Source organism: Alcanivorax sp., assembly GCF_014762765.1.
GTDB lineage: Bacteria > Pseudomonadota > Gammaproteobacteria > Pseudomonadales > Alcanivoracaceae > Alcanivorax.
The window spans coordinates 1-17,262 of the sequence record NZ_JABURH010000142.1 but is presented as its reverse complement, the minus strand read 5'-3'; the positions used below and the strand labels follow the sequence as shown (position 1 = coordinate 17,262).

The window sequence follows — 17,262 nt, the reverse complement described above, 5'->3', positions numbered from 1 at the left end:
TCAGTGCCTTCCTTCTCAAGGAAGTTGAAAATATCGACGGCGACAAAATCCCCGGTCGTAATATCCGTTTGCTCATAGGTACCGCCGAAACTCAGTCGCGAGTATTCGGAAATCGGATAACCAAAGGTCACGGAACCACCCAGACGATCCGCCGCATAGGAGGCTACCGAGGTTTCATCAAAATCAATTTTGGAATAAAACAGGCTGAAACCACGGCTCACACCATCCAGGGTGTAGTACGGGTTGTAATGGGAAAAGCTGTAGGAATCCCGGATATCCGAACGGCTCAGTGCGAAAGACACCCGGTTCCCGGAACCACGCCAGTTGTTCTGGGTTACATTGGCACCAAAGATAAAACCGGAAGCATCAGAGAATCCCACATTGGCCCCGATGGACCCCGAGGGCTGCTCTTCCACCTTGTATTCCACATCCACCAGATCTTCCGAATTCGGTACCCGGGGAGTATCCGCTTCCACCACACTGAAGTAGCCCAGCCGTTGCAGGCGCTGACGGGACAAGTCCACCAGGGAAGTGTTGGCCGGCGCCTGTTCAAACTGGCGCAGTTCTCGACGAAGTACTTCGTCATCGGTTTTTGCGTTACCACTGAAGTTGATACGACGGACATACACCTTGCGGCCCGGCTCCACATAGAAGGTCACGTCGACGGTGTTATCTTCATCATTGGCGTTGTGATCGCGGCCGTTGACCTCGGCAAAGGTATAACCCTCGTTACCCAGACGCCGTTTAAGCAAATCATTGGTGTAGGTAACCAGCTGCTGACTGAACACCTGACCCTTTTTGACGATCAGTAGCGGCTCGAGTTGCTCCTCGGCTACCACCAGATCCCCGGCCAGTTTCACCTCATTCACTGTGTACTGTTCACCCTCCGCCACATTGACGGTGATAAAGACACTGCGGCGATCCGGTGTCACCGATACCTGGGTGGACTCGATGGAAAAGTTGATGTAACCGCGATCAAGGTAATAGGAACGCAAACGCTCCAGGTCGCCGCTCAGTTTTTGCCGGGAATATTTATCATCCCCCTTGATGAACGACCAGAATCCCGTGGAGTTCAGTTCGAAATCCTTGAGCAGTTCCTCATCATCGAACAGATCGTTGCCGACGATATTGATATCGCGGATGCGGGCGGCCTTGCCTTCATAAATCTCGATTTTCAGTGCCACACGGTTACGCGGCAACGGCACTGACTCGGTCTTGATATCGGCGCCATAACGACCCTGACTCACATACTGACGCTCCAGCTCACCGGCAATGGCTTGCAAGGTAGAGCGCTGGAACACCTCACCTTCGGCAAGCCCGGCTTCGGTCAGACCCTTGCGCAGATTTTCCTCGTCGATGGACTTGTTACCGGATAGCTCGATACGGGCAATGCTGGGGCGTTCTGCCACTATCACTACCAGGTCATCGCCATCACGACCCAACTGCACATCCTCGAAGTTACCGGTAGCAAACAGTCGCTGTACCGCATCCACGATTTGATCACGGTCAACAGTGTCTCCAGCCTGAATCGGCAATTCGGCATAGACCCGCTCTACCGGCAGGCGCTGCAGCCCTTCAACGCGCACATCGTGCACCTTGAAAGGCACCAAGGATTCCGCGTTTACCCAAGGTGCCAGGCACAGGCAGGCAACCGCCAACAGGCCCTTCAGGTGGCGGTTTAGTTTGTCCCCAAATCTCATGAAAACTGCTTCACCAAGTCGTTGTAAATGGCCAGTAGCATAAAGCTGATAACTAGCGTCAGCCCTACCCCTTGTGCGGCCATAAGAAACCGCTCCGGTAAACTGCGACCGCGGATCATTTCAATGATTCCAAAGAAAATCCAGCCGCCGTCCAGCATAGGTACCGGTAACAGATTGATAATGCCGAGAGTGATACTCAGATAAGCCAGCAATGCCAGAAAACTGGCGATCCCGTAGGAGGCGCTCTCCCCGGCTACCTGGGCAATGGTAATGGGACCACCCAGATTATCCAGGGACAGTTTGCCGGTGACTAGTTTCACCAGGCTGGCCCAAACGACCTCGCACTGCTCCGCAAAGCGTTCGGAAGCCGCCAGGATGGCGCCACCCGGACCGAATTGCTGTTGATAGATGCCGCCCATGGCCACACCGATACGGCCAAAGGTCTGCTCCCCTTCCGTGACCGTTTCCGGAGTCACGGCAAAACGCCGCAGAGCACCGTCTCTCAACACGGTGATTTCCAGTGTCTCGCCCGCGGAGGCCATGATGGTTTCCTGCCAGCTCTGCCAGCCAGCCACCGGCTCACCATTGAGGGCAACGACCTGATCCTGTGCGCGCAAACCCGCCTGATCAGCCGCACTGCCCGCCACCACTTCACCGATCAATACCGCCTGGCTGATGCCCAGCGCATCCAGGGGGAGCTGCTCCAGGTCAGCCGACCAGGGGGAGGTATCCAGCTCGCGTACGGCGGTATCACCGGATGCCGTCGTCACCGTCACCGGCAGCTTTTCTTTCTCACCCAGGTGCAGAATCAGTTCGTTATAAAAGGGACGCCAGCCTTCTACCGCCGTTCCCCCAGCCTCTACAATCCGGTCTCCCGGCGCAAACCCAGCCTGCTCCGCGACCGTCCCGGGCATCACCGGGCCTACGACCGCCTGCATACGACTTTGCCCGAAACTGACCATTAACAACCAGTAGATCAGCATGGCGAGGATAAAATTGAATACCGGGCCGGCAGCGTAGGTAACCACTCTCTGCCACGCAGGTTTGCTGGAAAATTCACCCAGGTCCCCAGCTGCGGTTTCGTCTTCACGGGCATCCAGGGGCTTAACATAGCCCCCCAGAGGAATGCCGCTGATCACCCATTCGGTACCTTTCTTGTCCGTGAACCGGAACAGCTTGGGGCCAAACCCCACAGAGAAAGTCAGCACACGAACGCCGAAGGCACGCATTGCCAGGAAGTGGCCCCATTCATGAAAAGCCACAATAATGACGATGGTGACAACAAAGGCCAGGATCGTCAGCATTCGCGCTCCTTGATACTCTGACAGGCAGCACTGCGCGCCTGCCGATCAATCTCCATTACCGATTCCACATCCGTACAGGCGGGGGCAGCCTGGCGTTCCAGAGTGCGTGCCACCACAGCGGGAATCCCCATAAAATCCAGCCTGCCAGCCAAAAAGGCGGCAACGGCCTCTTCATTGGCCGCATTCAATACCGCCGTGGCCGTTCCGCCAGCGCGCATGGCATCCCGCGCCAGACCGAGGCACGGGAAACGCTGCAAATCCGGCGCCTCAAAATTCAACCCCACCAAGGCGGAAAAGTTCAGGCGCTCTGCACCGGACTCCACCCGCTCCGGCCATGACAGCCCGCAGGCGATGGGGGTCCTCATGTCCGGCGTACCCATTTGTGCCAAAACCGAACCATCCCGGTAGGCCACCATGGAATGCACCACGCTCTGCGGATGCACCACCACATCAATCATGTCCGGGGACACATCAAACAGCCAGCAGGCTTCGATAAATTCCAGCCCCTTGTTCATCAGGGTGGCAGAATCCACCGAGATCTTCGGGCCCATGTCCCAGTTGGGATGTTTCACCGCCTGTTCCGGCGTCACAGCCTTGAGTTCTTCAACACTGAATTCACGGAACGGGCCACCGGAAGCAGTGAGCAACAGCCGCTCCACGCCGGCATTGACGCCCTCCTCGGGGAGGCACTGAAAAATCGCGTTATGCTCGGAATCCAGTGGCAACAGCGTGGCCCCATGACGCTTCACCGCATCCATGAACAATGAACCGGTGACCACCAGGGCCTCCTTGTTGGCCAGCAATACCCGCTTGCCGCTTTCTACCGCCGCCAGAGTCGGCCTGACGCCCGCCGCTCCGACGATAGCAGCCACCACGGTATCCGCATCCGGATGGGCGGCAAGATCCGCCAAAGCACCGGGGCCTGACAATACTTCCACTTGAGACCCGGCCTCGGCCAGATGGTTCCTGAGGGACGCCGCCGCAACAGGGTCTGACATGGCCGCAAAACGGGGCCGAACTGTCAGACAGAGCTCCGCCATCAGTTGCCAGCGGGAGCTGGCCGTGAGAGCAAATACCTCATACCGCTGCGGGTGCCGGGCCACCACATCCAGGGTCTGCTGGCCAATGCTGCCGGTGGCTCCGAGAATTGTCAGACGCTGTCTGGCAGTGGGTGTCACAGACTGCCTCCCGGCAGGGAAAACCAGTTGAAACCGGCCAGGGCGATGGGCATGGCGGCGGTGACACTGTCGATACGATCCAGCATGCCACCGTGGCCGGGCAGGATGGTGCCACTGTCCTTGAAGCCTCGCTCACGCTTGACCATGCTCTCGAACAGATCACCCAGTGCCGACGCCAATACCGTCAACAGGGCCACGATCATCAGCGGAAGCAAGTTGGCCTCCAGCAGCCCAGCCGCATAGACGCCGGCCACCACGGCCAGCGCCAGCGCCACACCGCCGGCCAGACCTTCAATGGTCTTGCCGGGACTGACCAGCGGCGCCAACTTGTGTTTACCGAAGGCACGGCCGGCAAAATAGGCGCCGGTATCCGCTGCCCATACCCAGAGCAGTATGAACATCAGCGCCCAAGGGCCAGCCAGCCCCAGTGCCCCCACATCTTGAAGCTGCACAATTGCGGCCCAGGAAGGCACCAGCAGCAACAGACCTACCAGGCCCATCAGCGCCGGGCGATACCAGGCGCGGGCGTTGCCCGGGTAGCCGATCACCAGCACCAGGGCCAGCAACCACCAGACGGGAATGGCGTTGAGCAGCCAGGCCGGGCGGTAGATCTCCGCCAGTGCCATCACCACACCCAGGCCAATCACCCAGGCGCTTCGCACCGCAGCGGACACCTTGCCCATCATGGCCGCCCACTCCCAGCCTGCCAGCACAAAAAATACGCCAGCAACCAGAGCAAACGGCAAGCGATCCAGCCCGAATACAGCGCCCAGCACAATGGGCAGCAGGATCAGCGCGGTAATCACGCGCAGTTTCAGCATTCTTATTCTCCTTTCAACCCGGCCACTTCTTCGCCAGAACGTCCAAAACGTCGCTGGCGGCCGGCATAGTCCTGCAAGGCGGCAGCAAAGGCGTCCGCATTAAAATCAGGCCATAAAAGCGGGGAAAAAAACAGTTCGCTGTAGGCCAGTTGCCACAGCAGAAAATTGCTGATGCGCTGGTCTCCGCCAGTGCGAATCAGCAGGTCGGGCAGAGGCAGATCAGCCATGGCCACCTGCTGCCCCAGGGCTTCGGGTGTGATCTGATCAGGCGTGATACGGCCCTGCTCCACCTGGATAGCCAGCTGACGGGCCGCCTGGGCAATATCCCACTGGCCACCATAGTTCACCGCGATGATCACCGTCATGCGCGGGTTATCCGCGGTCAGCGACTCGGCCTCTGCCATGCCTTCTTGCAGGTCCTCAGCAAAGGCGCTGCGATCACCGATAAAACGGATGCGCACACCGTGACCATGCAGCTCCTCCACACGGCCGCCCAGGGCCTTGAGGAAAAGCGCCATCAGGTGATCCACTTCCGCCTGCGGGCGACGCCAGTTCTCCGAGCTGAAGGCAAACAGGGTCAGCGCTTCGATACCCCGTTCTGCGGCACTGCGGATAATGGTCTGCACGGTGGCCTCACCGGCACGGTGGCCTTCTTCCCCGGGCAGCCCCTGCTTGCGGGCCCAGCGGTTGTTGCCATCCATGATGATGGCCACATGCCGGGGAAGTTCACCCTGGTGGGAGTCGATGTCCGGGGCGCTGGAGTGGATGTTTTCACTGGCCATACTGCATCCGCCAAATAACAAAAAGCGGGCTGACGTACACCTGAATCCTTGGCTTCAGGTCACAAGCCCGCATCCGTGAACGATGACCGGTTTTATTAAACCGTCATCAACTCCTCTTCTTTCTCTTTCAGCACGCGGTCCACTTCCACCACCATCTTGTCGGTGAGTTGCTGGATCAATTCTTCGCCGCGACGCTCTTCATCCTCGGAAATTTCCTTTTCCTTGAGAAGCTCCTTCAGGTCGCTGTTGGCGTCCCGGCGAACACTACGCACGGATACCCGCGCCTGCTCGGCTTCAGCCCGTACAACCTTGACCAGATCCCGACGGGTTTCTTCGGTCAGCGGTGGCAACGGCAGCCGGATCAGGCTGCCAGAGGTAGAGGGGTTCAGGCCCAGATCAGAGGTCATGATAGCCCGCTCAATCTGCGGAATAAGACTCTTGTCAAAGGGAGAGATAGTCAGTGTACGCCCCTCTTCCACGGAGATATTACCAAGCTGCTGCAGCGGGGTCTCCGCTCCATAGTAATCCACCGTGATGTTGTCCAGCAGACTGGGATGTGCACGTCCGGTACGCACGCGCTTCAGCGCAGTATCCAGCGCAGCCAGACTTTTCTTCATGCGGGATTCCGCATCTTTGCGAATATCGTCAATCACCGTTATTCCTCGCCTTTCTTTTCAGCAGGGCCTGGCAAGCCTCGAGATGCCAACCAGACCCTTGTTATGCAACGCCCGCAAAGCGGACAACACAAAACTTCATGACAATGGCTGCCCGGGGATTACCCGGCTTCCACCAGGGTGCCTTCGCTACCACCCAGCATCAGGTTGAGCAGCGCGCCCTTCTTGTTCATATCAAACACGCGCAGAGGCATGGAGTGATCACGGCACAGACAGATGGCCGTGAGATCCATAACCCCGAGTTTTTTATCCAGCACCTCGTCGTAGGTCAAGGTGTCGTATTTGACCGCGGCCGGGTTCTTCTGCGGGTCATCATTATAGACCCCATCCACCTTGGTGGCTTTTAGTACCACATCAGCACTGATCTCGATACCGCGAAGGCAGGCAGCGGAATCAGTGGTAAAGAAAGGATTGCCGGTACCGGCACAGAAAATCACCACCTCACCATTCTTGAGATGGCGATTGGCATTGCGGTGGTCATAATGCTCCACCACCCCGCTCATGGGGATGGCCGACATCAGACGGGTGCGGATATTGGATCTCTCCAGCGCATCGCGCAGGGCCAGCCCGTTCATTACCGTAGCCAGCATACCCATATGATCGCCCGCCACCCGGTCCAGACCAGCGCTTTGCAAGGCTGCACCGCGGAACAGGTTACCACCACCTACTACCAGGCCCACCTGGACCCCGATACCGACGAGCTGACCGATTTCCAGGGAAATCGCATCCAGAACCTTGGGGTCAATTCCGAAGCCTTCGTCACCCGCCAGCGCTTCACCGCTCAGCTTGAGCAGAATACGGTTATAGCGCGGCGAGCGCTCCTTGTTCGTCGGCATGTCTTGTTCTCCACCACTCATAAGAAAGCGCCACCCATGAATACCCGCCATCATCTTGCTGTGTTACCGGCCTCAGCCGGTCTTTACGCTGCGCCCATCCAGCGTCGGCATATGGTCTGCTAGCACAGTACCGCCCCGCGCGATGGTTGCAAGCGCTTTTGCTTGAATCGCCTGTAACAGCCAGTCAACAGGCGAAAAAAACGCCCTGCTGATCTCGCCAGCAAGGCGTTCTTTACTCATCGATCGATGCCAGCCTCAGCCTTTGGCCGCAGCTTCTACCTCGGCAGCGAAATCGACTTCTTCTTTCTCAATACCTTCGCCCACCACCAGACGCTCGAAAGCGACGATCTCGGCGCCAGCACCCTTCACCAGGGCGCCTACGGAAGTATTAGGATCCTTCACGAAAGGCTGGTCCAGCAAGCTCACTTCTTTCAGGAACTTGTTGATACGGCCACCGAGCATCTTCTCGACGATCTCGGCCGGCTTGCCTTCCATATCCGGCTGGGCGCGGATGATCTCTTTCTCTTTTTCCAGCGTTTCCACCGGAACCTGATCACCACTGATAACCATCGGGTTAACCGCAGCCACGTGCATAGCCACATCTTTACCCAGCTCGGCGTCGCCACCGTTCAGGGCTACCAGCACACCGATACGGCCGCCGTGAACGTAGGCACCAATGGCACCTTCCGCTTCCAGCTTGGCAGCACGACGAATCTGGATGTTCTCACCGATCTTCTGAACCAGCGCCTGACGGGCTTCTTCAACGGTGGAACCATCTTCCAGCTTCAGCTCGCCGATTTTGGCAGCGTCGGTTTCGCCAGCGGCCAGAGCAGCGCCAGCCACTTTGTCGCAGAAACCCAGGAAGTTGTCATCACGGGCCACGAAATCGGTTTCGGAGTTGATCTCTACCATTACAGCCACGGTGTTGGCGTCGTTGGTCGCAACCACAACACCGCCTTCCGCGGCAGTACGACCGGCTTTCTTGGCCGCTTTGGCCTGACCGGACTTACGCATGTCGTCAATGGCTTTTTCGATATCGCCATCCGCTTCCACCAGCGCCTTCTTGCACTCCATCATGCCAAGACCGGTACGCTCGCGAAGCTCCTTAACCATTGCAGCAGTTACAGCAGCCATGATTATCCTCTCAATTTGGTAAATTTCGGTAAGACAGGCAGGCCGCGATGGCCTGCCTCGACGGATCAACCTTCGGCTTTCTCGCCTTCGGCCTCGTCGGCTACCTCGACGAATTCGCTTTCGCCACCGGTCTGGTTCTGGGCGTACTGCTTGCCTTCCAGAATGGTGTCGGCCGCCGCTTTCACGTACAGCTGAATAGCACGGATGGCGTCGTCGTTACCCGGGATCACGTAATCCACGCCATCCGGGTTGGAGTTGGTGTCCACCACCGCTACAACCGGAATACCCAGCTTGCGGGCTTCCTGCAGGGCGATGTCTTCGTGATCCACGTCGATCACGAACAGGGCATCAGGCAGACCACCCATGTCCTTGATACCACCGATGGAGCGCTCGAGCTTGTCCATCTCACGCTTGCGCATCAGCGCTTCTTTCTTGGTCAGCTTGTCAAAGGTGCCGTCCTGGAACTGGGCTTCCAGCTCGCGATACCGCTTGATGGACTGACGGATGGTTTTCCAGTTGGTGAGCATGCCGCCCAACCAACGGTGATCAACGTAGGGCATACCGCAACGCTGAGCTTCTTCGCTCACCGCTTTCTGCGCTGCACGCTTGGTACCAACAAACAGGATCTTGTTGTTGCTGGCAGCCAGCTTGTTCAGGAACGCCATGGCGTCGTTGAACAGAGGCAGGGTCTTTTCCAGGTTGATGATGTGAATCTTGTTACGGGCGCCAAAGATGTATGCATTCATCTTCGGGTTCCAGTAACGGGTCTGGTGGCCGAAGTGCACACCGGCCTTCAGCATATCGCGCATAGTTACGCTGGACATTGTTAATACTCCACTTTGGGTTAGGCCTCCACGCCCCCGCATAAACCCAACCAGCACCCTTAAACAGGAATACCAGCACCCGGAGCTATGTGACGGGGCATGTGTGATTTCCTTCCCCACCCAACGGCGGTTACAATGCGGCACTTGGCGCCACAGGGCCGTCAGTGAGCGGGAAAGCGCGCGCTTTATACCACAGGCGCCCTTTCCGGGCAACGCCAAAGGCGCATTCGCAGCACAGAGAGTGCTGACGCATACCCGCTCAACCCACTGAAATAGCTGGAGTTTCCTCAAGTCTCATGAATGTTGTCATCAAAACCCCCGAACAGATCGCCAAAATGCGCGAAGCGGGCAAACTGGCCGCCGAAGTCCTGGAAATGATCGGCGAGCACGTCAAGGCGGGGGTCACCACCGAGGAACTGGACCGCATCTGTCACGACCATATCGTCAACAAGCAGCATGCCATCCCCGCCTGTCTGGGCTATGGCGGCGCGCCGGGCCGCATTCCGTTCCCCAAATCCGTTTGCACCTCGGTGAACCACGTGGTCTGCCATGGCATTCCCAATGACCGTAAAGCTCTCAAAAACGGCGACATCGTCAATATCGATGTCACCGTGATCAAGGATGGCTGGCACGGCGACACGTCCAAGATGTTTTATGTGGGAGAGCCCTCCGTACTGGCCCGCCGGCTGGTGGAAACCACCCGCGAGTGCATGATGGCCGGTATCCGCATGGTCAAACCCGGCGTCCGCCTGGGCGATATCGGCCACCGCATCCAGAAAATGGCCGAAGGTGAACGCTTCTCTGTGGTGCGCGAGTACTGCGGCCACGGCATCGGCGAGGGATTCCATGAAGAGCCCCAGGTGGTGCATTACGGCAAGCCTGGCACGGGTCTTGAATTGCAGGAAGGCATGGTGTTCACCATTGAACCCATGATCAATGCCGGCAAGGCGGCCAACAAGCTGCTGCCGGACAACTGGACCGTGGTCACCAAGGATCGCAAATTGTCTGCTCAGTGGGAGCACACCATCGCGGTAACCGCCGATGGTTACGAAGTTCTAACCGCCCGCAGCGAAGAAACCGATTTGTACTGACACGGGCCGCCAACCGGTTTCCTGCCAGTTACCGTTACGGTCGCTGGCATGCCCGCAACACCACCACAGGACATTCATGACCTTCTCCCCTGCCCTGCCCCAGGAACAACTGTTTGAGGCCCTCCAGGAAAGCGCCCAACCGGGCCAGTATGCCCGCCAGTATCTGGAGCAGGGTCAGGAGCGCCTCAACCAGGCCTTTGCCTCCACCGACATTACCGAACTGGTCCGCGCCCGGGCCGATCTGGTGGACCAGGTGATGATTGCCGCTTGGTCCCTGTTCGGACTCGCCGACCGGGATGGCGTGGCACTGGTGGCCGTGGGCGGCTATGGCCGGGCCGAGCTTCACCCCTGTTCTGATGTGGACGTGCTGGTGTTGATGGCCGACAGTCCGGATCAGACCCTGCGCGACTGCCTGGAGCGTTTCGTCGCGTTCCTGTGGGATATGGGCCTGGAAATCGGCCATGCAGTGCGCACTCTGGATGAATGCGTGGATCTGGCCCGGGAAGACATCACCGTTGCCACCAATATTATGGAAGCGCGCACCCTGGGTGGCAGCGACACCCTTCGCCTTCAGCTGGAAGAGCGCACCGGCCCCGAGCACATGTGGGACTCCGCCGCCTTCTTCGCCGCCAAGTGGCAGGAACAGGTAGCCCGGCACAAGCGCTTCAATGACACCGAATACAATCTTGAACCGGATCTGAAAAATGCCCCCGGCGGCCTGCGTGATGTGCAGATGATCGCCTGGGTGGCCAAACGCCACTTCAATGCCGACAGCCTGGAAGCCCTGGTAGATGTGGGCTTTCTCACCGCTGAAGAATATGGCGTGCTGCGCAAGTGCCTGGATTATCTCTGGGAAGTACGCTGGCAATTACACGTGCATACCGAGCGCAACGAAAACCGGCTGCTATTTGATCATCAGCGCCAGCTCGCCACCCGTCTGGGCCACGAGGATTCCGACGCCAACCTGGCGGTAGAGCATTTCATGAAAGGCTTCTATCGGGTGGCGCTGGCCCTGTCGGTGCTCAATGAAATGCTGCTGCAGCTGTTCGATGAGGTGATCCTGCACAACGAAAAGCCGGACCAGGTACGGCCACTGAATCGGCGCTTCCAGGTGCGCAACGACTACCTGGAAGTAACCAGCCCGCAAGTCTTCGAGAAGCACCCAAGCGCCCTGCTGGAAGCCTTCGTGCTGATGGCCCAGAACCCGGAACTGAAAGGCATACGCGCCTCCACGGTGCGAGCACTGATTTACAACCGCCGACAGATCAACGACGCCTTCCGCAATGATCCGGAAAATACCGGCCTGTTCATGCAGTTGCTGCGCAGCCCCCATGCCCTGTTCTCGCAACTGCGACGCATGAAACGCTACGGCATCCTCGGCAAATACCTGCCGGAGTTCGGCGGCATCATCGGCATGATGCAATACGACCTGTTCCACATCTACACCGTGGATGCCCATACCCTGCTGGTGATCAAGAACATGCGCCGGCTGCGCTATGAAGACCTGCGCGAAGAATTCCCGCTGGCCAGCGAGGTGTTCTACCGCCTGCCCAAACCGGAACTGCTCTACGCCGCCGGCCTGTACCACGATATTGCCAAGGGCCGTGGCGGCGACCATTCCGAGCTGGGCGCAGAAGATGCCATTGCCTTCTGCCAGCGCCACGGGCTAACCGCCTGGGACGGCAAGCTGGTGGCCTGGCTGGTGAGAAATCATCTCACCATGAGCGTGACCGCACAGCGCAAGGACATCTCCGACCCGGACGTAGTCTACGAATTTGCCCGCAAGGTTGGCGACCTGGTGCACCTGGATTATCTCTACGTGCTGACCGTGGCCGACATCAACGCCACCAACCCCACCCTGTGGAACTCCTGGCGCGCCTCCCTGCTCCGTCAGCTCTACACCGAGACCAAGCGTGCCCTGCGCCGGGGCCTCAACAACCCGGTGGAAAAACAGGACTGGATCGACGAAACCCGCGATGCGGCAATGAAAATGCTCACCGAGCGGGATCACGACCCCAAAGCCATCGAATCCCTGTGGGCGAACATCGGTGACGAATACTTTCTGCGCGAAACGCCCCGGGATATTTCCTGGCATACTGAAGCGCTGCTGGACCGGGATGAGCCGGAAGACCCGCTGGTGCTGATCCGCGAATCCAGCCAGAGCGTACTGGCCGGCGGCTCGCAGATCTTTATCTACACCCCGGACACCCGCAACCTGTTCAGCGCGACGGTGAACGCCCTGGATACCCTGGGCCTGACCATCATGGACGCGCGCATCATTACCAGTGCCGACGGCTTCAGCCTGGATACCTATATCGTATTGGACGAGCACGGCACCCCCATTGGCGAGGACTGGCCGCGCATCGAACAGATTCGCAAGACGCTCACCGAGACCCTGAAGCATCCGGAACGCTTCTCCTCCACGGTGAGCCGGCGCATGCCGCGTCGACACAAACATTTCGATGTGCCCACCCAGGTATTGATCAGCAACGATATCGTCAACGACCGCACCGCCGTGGATATCCAGACCCTGGATCGCCCCGGCCTGCTCGCCCATATCGGCCGCATCTTCATGCGCTTCGAGTTGCTGGTGCAGAATGCCCGCATTGCCACCCTCGGCGAGCGCGTGGAAGACGTCTTCTTCATTACCGATCTCGATGGTGACCCGGTTTCCGACCCGGCCCTGTGTCAGGAGCTGCAGGAAACTCTCATCAAAGAGCTCGACGACAAGAACAACGGAAACTCCTGACCCTATGAACCCAGATCTGGAACGGTTGCACCCTTACCCGTTTGAAAAACTGAAACTCCTGTTCAAGGATTTGCCCGCCTCGGACAAGTCGCCCATTGCCCTGTCCATTGGCGAACCCAAGCACGCCTCGCCGGACTTTGTGCAACAGGTGCTGCGCGACAACTCAGCCCTGCTGTCGCGCTACCCGACCACCGCCGGCATTACGGAACTGAGTGACGCCATAGCCACCTGGCTCAAGCGCCGCTTCCACCTCAACAGCGTGGATGCCAGCAGCCAGGTACTGCCGGTGAACGGCACCCGGGAGGCCCTGTTTGCCTTTACCCAGGCCGTCATTGACCGTCAGCGTCAACCACTGGTACTGATGCCCAACCCGTTCTACCAGATTTATGAAGGCGCCACCTTGCTCGCCGGTGGTGAGCCGATGTACCTGCCCTGCACAGACGACACTGGCCTGCAGCCGGATTTCGACGCGGTCAGCGAAGACACCTGGATTCGTACCCAGCTGCTGTTTATCTGCACTCCCGGTAACCCCACTGGCGCCACGCTTACCAAGGCCCAGCTCAAGGCCCTGATACAGCTGGCCGACAAGTATGATTTCGTCATCGCCTCGGACGAGTGTTATTCGGAAATCTACCGGGACAAGCCCCCCGCCGGCCTGCTGCAGGCCTGTGCGGAACTGGGCCGGGATGACTATCGCCGCTGCGTGGTCTTCCACTCCCTGTCCAAGCGCTCCAACCTGCCGGGGCTGCGCTCCGGCTTTGTGGCCGGTGACAGCGAAATCCTCAAGGGTTTCCTGCGCTACCGCACCTACCACGGCTGCGCCATGCCTATTCATCATCAGCTGGCCAGCATCGCAGCCTGGAATGATGAAAGCCATGTGGAAAAAAACCGGGCCCTTTATCGGGAAAAGTTCGACGCGGTACTGGACATTCTCGGCGGCCCTCTTAAGGTATCCGCCCCGGCTGCGGGCTTCTACCTGTGGCCTAAAACACCGATTTCCGATGAGGAATTCGCCCGGCGCCTGCAAGCGGAGCAGAATGTCACCGTACTGCCCGGCCGCTACCTGTCACGCACAGTGAATGGCAAAAACCCGGGCAAGAACCGGGTAAGAATGGCGCTGGTGGCTCCGCTGGAAGAGTGTGTAGAAGGGGCGAAACGCATCAAGGCGTTACTGGATACGCTGTAAAAGGCAGCTACAAGCCACAAGCTTCAAGCTGCAACACGGATCAGGATTAACTCAACCTGACACACCCTGCCCGCGCATAAATGCAGAAATCAAGCGCGGCGATAAAGTTGAAGGGCTCTGCGACATATCCCGCGTTGAGGCTTGCAGCTTGAAGCTAGTATCTCGAAGAGGAAAACACATGGAATTGACCATCTTCGGTATCAAGAACTGCGATACCATGAAGAAAGCCATGAACTGGCTGGATGAAAACGGCATCGACTATCACTTCCATGACTACAAGAAGGAAGGCGTGCCCGAGCAACGTCTCCGCCAGTGGCTGGAAGCACTGGGCTGGGAAACCGTGATCAACAAACGCGGTACCACCTGGAAAAAGCTGGATGATGCTGTCAAGGAATCCATGAACACAGAAAAGGCGATTACCGTGGCAACCGATAACCCGTCCATCATCAAACGCCCGATTCTGCAAAACGACAATTTCATCCTCGCCGGTTTCAAGGCCGACGAGTGGAAAGACACTTTGAATTAAGAAACGTCAGGCGCCTGACGTCCGACGCATAAGAGAGGACACCATGAGCAACTTTTTCGCCATCGCCCTGGGCTGCGGCACCAAGAACCGCAACGACAACTGGCTGGAAGTGTTTTATCCGGATCCAGCTCTCAACCCGGATGACAAACTGGTCGAAGTCATTCGCGAAGAACTCGGTTACGAAGGTGGTAATGCCGCCATCGAACTGACCCACCGTCAGGTACAGCACATTGCCCGCGAATGGCGCGAAGCCGGCTTCGAGCACGAAGCCAGCTATGCCGTTGCCTTCCAGGAGTCGGATCGCCCCGTGGTTCTCACTGTTCTGGAAACCGATGCAGAGCCGGCGTCCACCCCCGAGGCCTACCTGAAGCTGCAGCTGATTTCTCATCGTTTGGCAAAGCCACACGGTATTAACCTGTCCGGTATGTTCCCGCTGCTGCCCAATGTGGCATGGACCAACGAAGGGGCCGTGGACCTGGACGAACTGCCTGAGCGTCAGCTGATGGCTCGCCTTAACGGCAAGGTGCTGGAAGTGAACAGCGTGGACAAGTTTCCCAAGATGACCGACTACGTAGTGCCCAAGGGCGTACGTATTGCCGACACCGCGCGGGTCCGTCTGGGCGCCTACGTGGGCGAAGGCACCACCATCATGCATGAAGGCTTTATCAATTTTAACGCCGGCACCGAAGGCCCGGGCATGATCGAAGGCCGTATCTCTGCCGGCGTTTTCGTCGGCAAGGGCTCCGATATCGGCGGTGGCGCCTCTACCATGGGCACCCTGTCCGGCGGCGGCAACATCATCATTTCCCTGGGCGAAGGCTGCCTGCTGGGCGCCAACGCCGGCACCGGCATTCCTCTGGGCGACCGCTGCACCATCGAAGCCGGCCTGTACATCACCTCCGGCTCCAAGGTGCAGCTACTGGACGACAAGGGCGAGATCGTGGACACCGTCAAGGCCCGCGATCTGGCCGGCCAGCCCGACCTGCTGTTCCGCCGCAACACCACGAACGGTGCAGTGCAGTGCCTTACCAACAAGAGCGCCATTGCCCTGAACGAAGAGCTGCATAAACATAATTAACGCAACAAGCGGCATGCTTCACACCCGCGTGTCCGCGTAATCTCTGTAGGAGCACCTCTCGAGGTGCGAACCAGCCACCGGGATTTTCCCTGACCGGTTCGCACCTCGAGAGGTGCTCCTACAGCGGCTTTGAATCACCGATACTGGAATACCCATGTCCCGCACCCTCGACTACACCAAAGAACTCATCCGCCGCGCCTCCGTTACCCCCGAGGACGAAGGCTGCCAGGACTGGATGATCGAAAAACTGGAAGCGCTTGGTTTTCAGTGCGAAACCCTGTGGTTCGAGGAAGTGCGAAACCTGTGGGCGCGGCGTGGCACCCAAGGGCCGGTGTTTGCCTTTGCCGGCCACACTGACGTGGTCCCCACCGGGGATGTGTCGGCATGGAAGTACGATCCTTTCACGCCCACCGAGGAAGGTGACCTGCTCTATGGGCGTGGCACCGCGGACATGAAAGGCTCCATCGCCGCCATCATGGTGGCCATTGAGGATTTTGTGGCAGCGCATCCGGACCACAACGGCAGCCTGGCGCTGTTGATCACTGCCGATGAAGAAGGCCCGTCAGTGAACGGCACCGTCAAAGTGGTCGAGCATCTGCAGGCCCGCAATGAACACATCGACTATTGCCTGGTGGGCGAACCCTCCTCCACCAATACCGTGGGCGATGTGATCAAGAATGGTCGCCGTGGCTCCCTCGGCGCACGCCTGACCGTAAAAGGCATTCAGGGGCACGTTGCCTACCCGCACCTGGCCCGCAACCCGGTCCACGATGCGGCACCAGCCCTGGCCGAGCTGGCCAGCACCGAATGGGATCAAGGAAACGATTTCTTCCCGGCCACCAGTTTCCAGATTTCCAACATCAACGCCGGCACCGGGGCCACCAATGTGATCCCCGGCACCTGCGAAGTGATCTTCAATTTCCGTTTCTCCACAGAACTGACCGATGCCCTGCTGCGCGAGCGTACCGAGGCTATCCTGGACAAACATGGCCTGGATTACGACCTGCAGTGGACCCTGTCCGGTCAGCCGTTCCTCACCGATCGCGGCGCCCTGGTGGACGCTGCCGTTACTGCCATCCTTGATGTCACCGGCCTCGACACGGAACTGTCCACCGCCGGCGGTACCAGTGACGGGCGCTTTATCGCCCCCACCGGCAGCCAGGTAGTGGAGCTGGGCCCCACCAATGCCACCATCCACAAGGTAGACGAGCACACCAGCATCAGCGAGCTGGATACACTGACCCGCATCTACACCCGCCTGCTCGAAAAGCTGATGCAGTGAATCGGTACTCGTTGCCGAGGGTGTCCGTAGCGCGGAAACAGGCTAAATCCGACCTCTACTTATGGCACCTGTAGGAGCACCGCTCGAGGTGCGAACC

At 58.7% G+C, this 17,262-nt stretch carries 16 protein-coding genes; 6 read left to right on the top strand and 10 right to left on the bottom strand.

What is annotated here, in order from left to right:
* The 10 genes from bamA to rpsB all read right to left on the bottom strand — a co-directional run.
* Positions 1-1,700 (bottom strand): outer membrane protein assembly factor BamA (gene bamA / locus HUJ17_RS10035; protein WP_290510561.1); only part of this gene is annotated, 1,700 nt, incomplete at its 3' end.
* Complete coding sequence (gene rseP, locus HUJ17_RS10030; RefSeq protein ID WP_290510560.1) at positions 1,697-3,004, bottom strand: RIP metalloprotease RseP; 1,308 nt, start codon at positions 3,002-3,004, stop codon at positions 1,697-1,699. The genes bamA and rseP, both read right to left, overlap by 4 nt.
* The gene (gene ispC / locus HUJ17_RS10025; RefSeq protein ID WP_290510559.1) at positions 2,998-4,182 is read right to left on the bottom strand and encodes a 1-deoxy-D-xylulose-5-phosphate reductoisomerase; all 1,185 of its coding nucleotides are present in this window, start codon (positions 4,180-4,182) and stop codon (positions 2,998-3,000) included. Before ispC ends, rseP begins: the two co-directional genes overlap by 7 nt.
* Entirely contained in the window at positions 4,179-5,003 is an 825-nt protein-coding gene (locus HUJ17_RS10020; protein ID WP_290510558.1) for a phosphatidate cytidylyltransferase, read from the bottom strand. Before HUJ17_RS10020 ends, ispC begins: the two co-directional genes overlap by 4 nt.
* A 2-nt stretch (positions 5,004-5,005) precedes the next feature.
* Positions 5,006-5,785, bottom strand: coding sequence for a polyprenyl diphosphate synthase (gene uppS, locus HUJ17_RS10015; RefSeq protein ID WP_290510557.1), 780 nt, complete (start codon positions 5,783-5,785; stop codon positions 5,006-5,008).
* A 95-nt stretch (positions 5,786-5,880) separates the two neighbouring features.
* The gene (frr, locus tag HUJ17_RS10010; protein WP_290510556.1) at positions 5,881-6,438 is read right to left on the bottom strand and encodes a ribosome recycling factor; all 558 of its coding nucleotides are present in this window, start codon (positions 6,436-6,438) and stop codon (positions 5,881-5,883) included.
* A 122-nt stretch (positions 6,439-6,560) separates the two neighbouring features.
* A complete protein-coding gene (gene pyrH / locus HUJ17_RS10005; protein ID WP_062817765.1) occupies positions 6,561-7,295 on the bottom strand; it encodes a UMP kinase in 735 nt (244 codons plus the stop codon).
* Between the two features lie 72 nt (positions 7,296-7,367).
* A complete protein-coding gene (locus HUJ17_RS10000) occupies positions 7,368-7,535 on the bottom strand; it encodes a hypothetical protein (RefSeq protein ID WP_290510555.1) in 168 nt (55 codons plus the stop codon).
* 15 nt (positions 7,536-7,550) lie between these two features.
* Positions 7,551-8,429, bottom strand: coding sequence for a translation elongation factor Ts (gene tsf, locus HUJ17_RS09995; RefSeq protein ID WP_290510554.1), 879 nt, complete (start codon positions 8,427-8,429; stop codon positions 7,551-7,553).
* A 65-nt stretch (positions 8,430-8,494) separates the two neighbouring features.
* The gene (gene rpsB, locus HUJ17_RS09990) at positions 8,495-9,253 is read right to left on the bottom strand and encodes a 30S ribosomal protein S2 (RefSeq protein WP_062817763.1); all 759 of its coding nucleotides are present in this window, start codon (positions 9,251-9,253) and stop codon (positions 8,495-8,497) included.
* 296 nt (positions 9,254-9,549) lie between these two features.
* Here rpsB and map point away from each other — a divergent pair, with 296 nt between their 5' ends.
* The 6 genes from map (at position 9,550) to dapE (ending at position 17,165) form a co-directional block, all read left to right on the top strand.
* Positions 9,550-10,344 (top strand): type I methionyl aminopeptidase, encoded by a 795-nt coding sequence (map, locus tag HUJ17_RS09985; RefSeq protein ID WP_272962863.1) that lies wholly within the window; start codon positions 9,550-9,552, stop codon positions 10,342-10,344.
* A gap of 76 nt (positions 10,345-10,420) precedes the next feature.
* Positions 10,421-13,093 (top strand): [protein-PII] uridylyltransferase, encoded by a 2,673-nt coding sequence (locus tag HUJ17_RS09980; protein ID WP_290510553.1) that lies wholly within the window; start codon positions 10,421-10,423, stop codon positions 13,091-13,093.
* Positions 13,094-13,097: 4 nt separating this feature from the next.
* Positions 13,098-14,279 (top strand): succinyldiaminopimelate transaminase, encoded by a 1,182-nt coding sequence (gene dapC / locus HUJ17_RS09975; RefSeq protein WP_290510552.1) that lies wholly within the window; start codon positions 13,098-13,100, stop codon positions 14,277-14,279.
* 178 nt (positions 14,280-14,457) lie between these two features.
* Positions 14,458-14,805, top strand: coding sequence for an ArsC family reductase (locus HUJ17_RS09970; RefSeq protein ID WP_272962860.1), 348 nt, complete (start codon positions 14,458-14,460; stop codon positions 14,803-14,805).
* 43 nt (positions 14,806-14,848) lie between these two features.
* Positions 14,849-15,883: a 2,3,4,5-tetrahydropyridine-2,6-dicarboxylate N-succinyltransferase gene (gene dapD, locus HUJ17_RS09965; protein ID WP_290510551.1), complete on the top strand. Its 1,035-nt coding sequence runs from the start codon at positions 14,849-14,851 to the stop codon at positions 15,881-15,883.
* A 154-nt stretch (positions 15,884-16,037) separates the two neighbouring features.
* Positions 16,038-17,165 (top strand): succinyl-diaminopimelate desuccinylase, encoded by a 1,128-nt coding sequence (gene dapE / locus HUJ17_RS09960; RefSeq protein ID WP_272962858.1) that lies wholly within the window; start codon positions 16,038-16,040, stop codon positions 17,163-17,165.
* Positions 17,166-17,262: the final 97 nt, after the last annotated feature.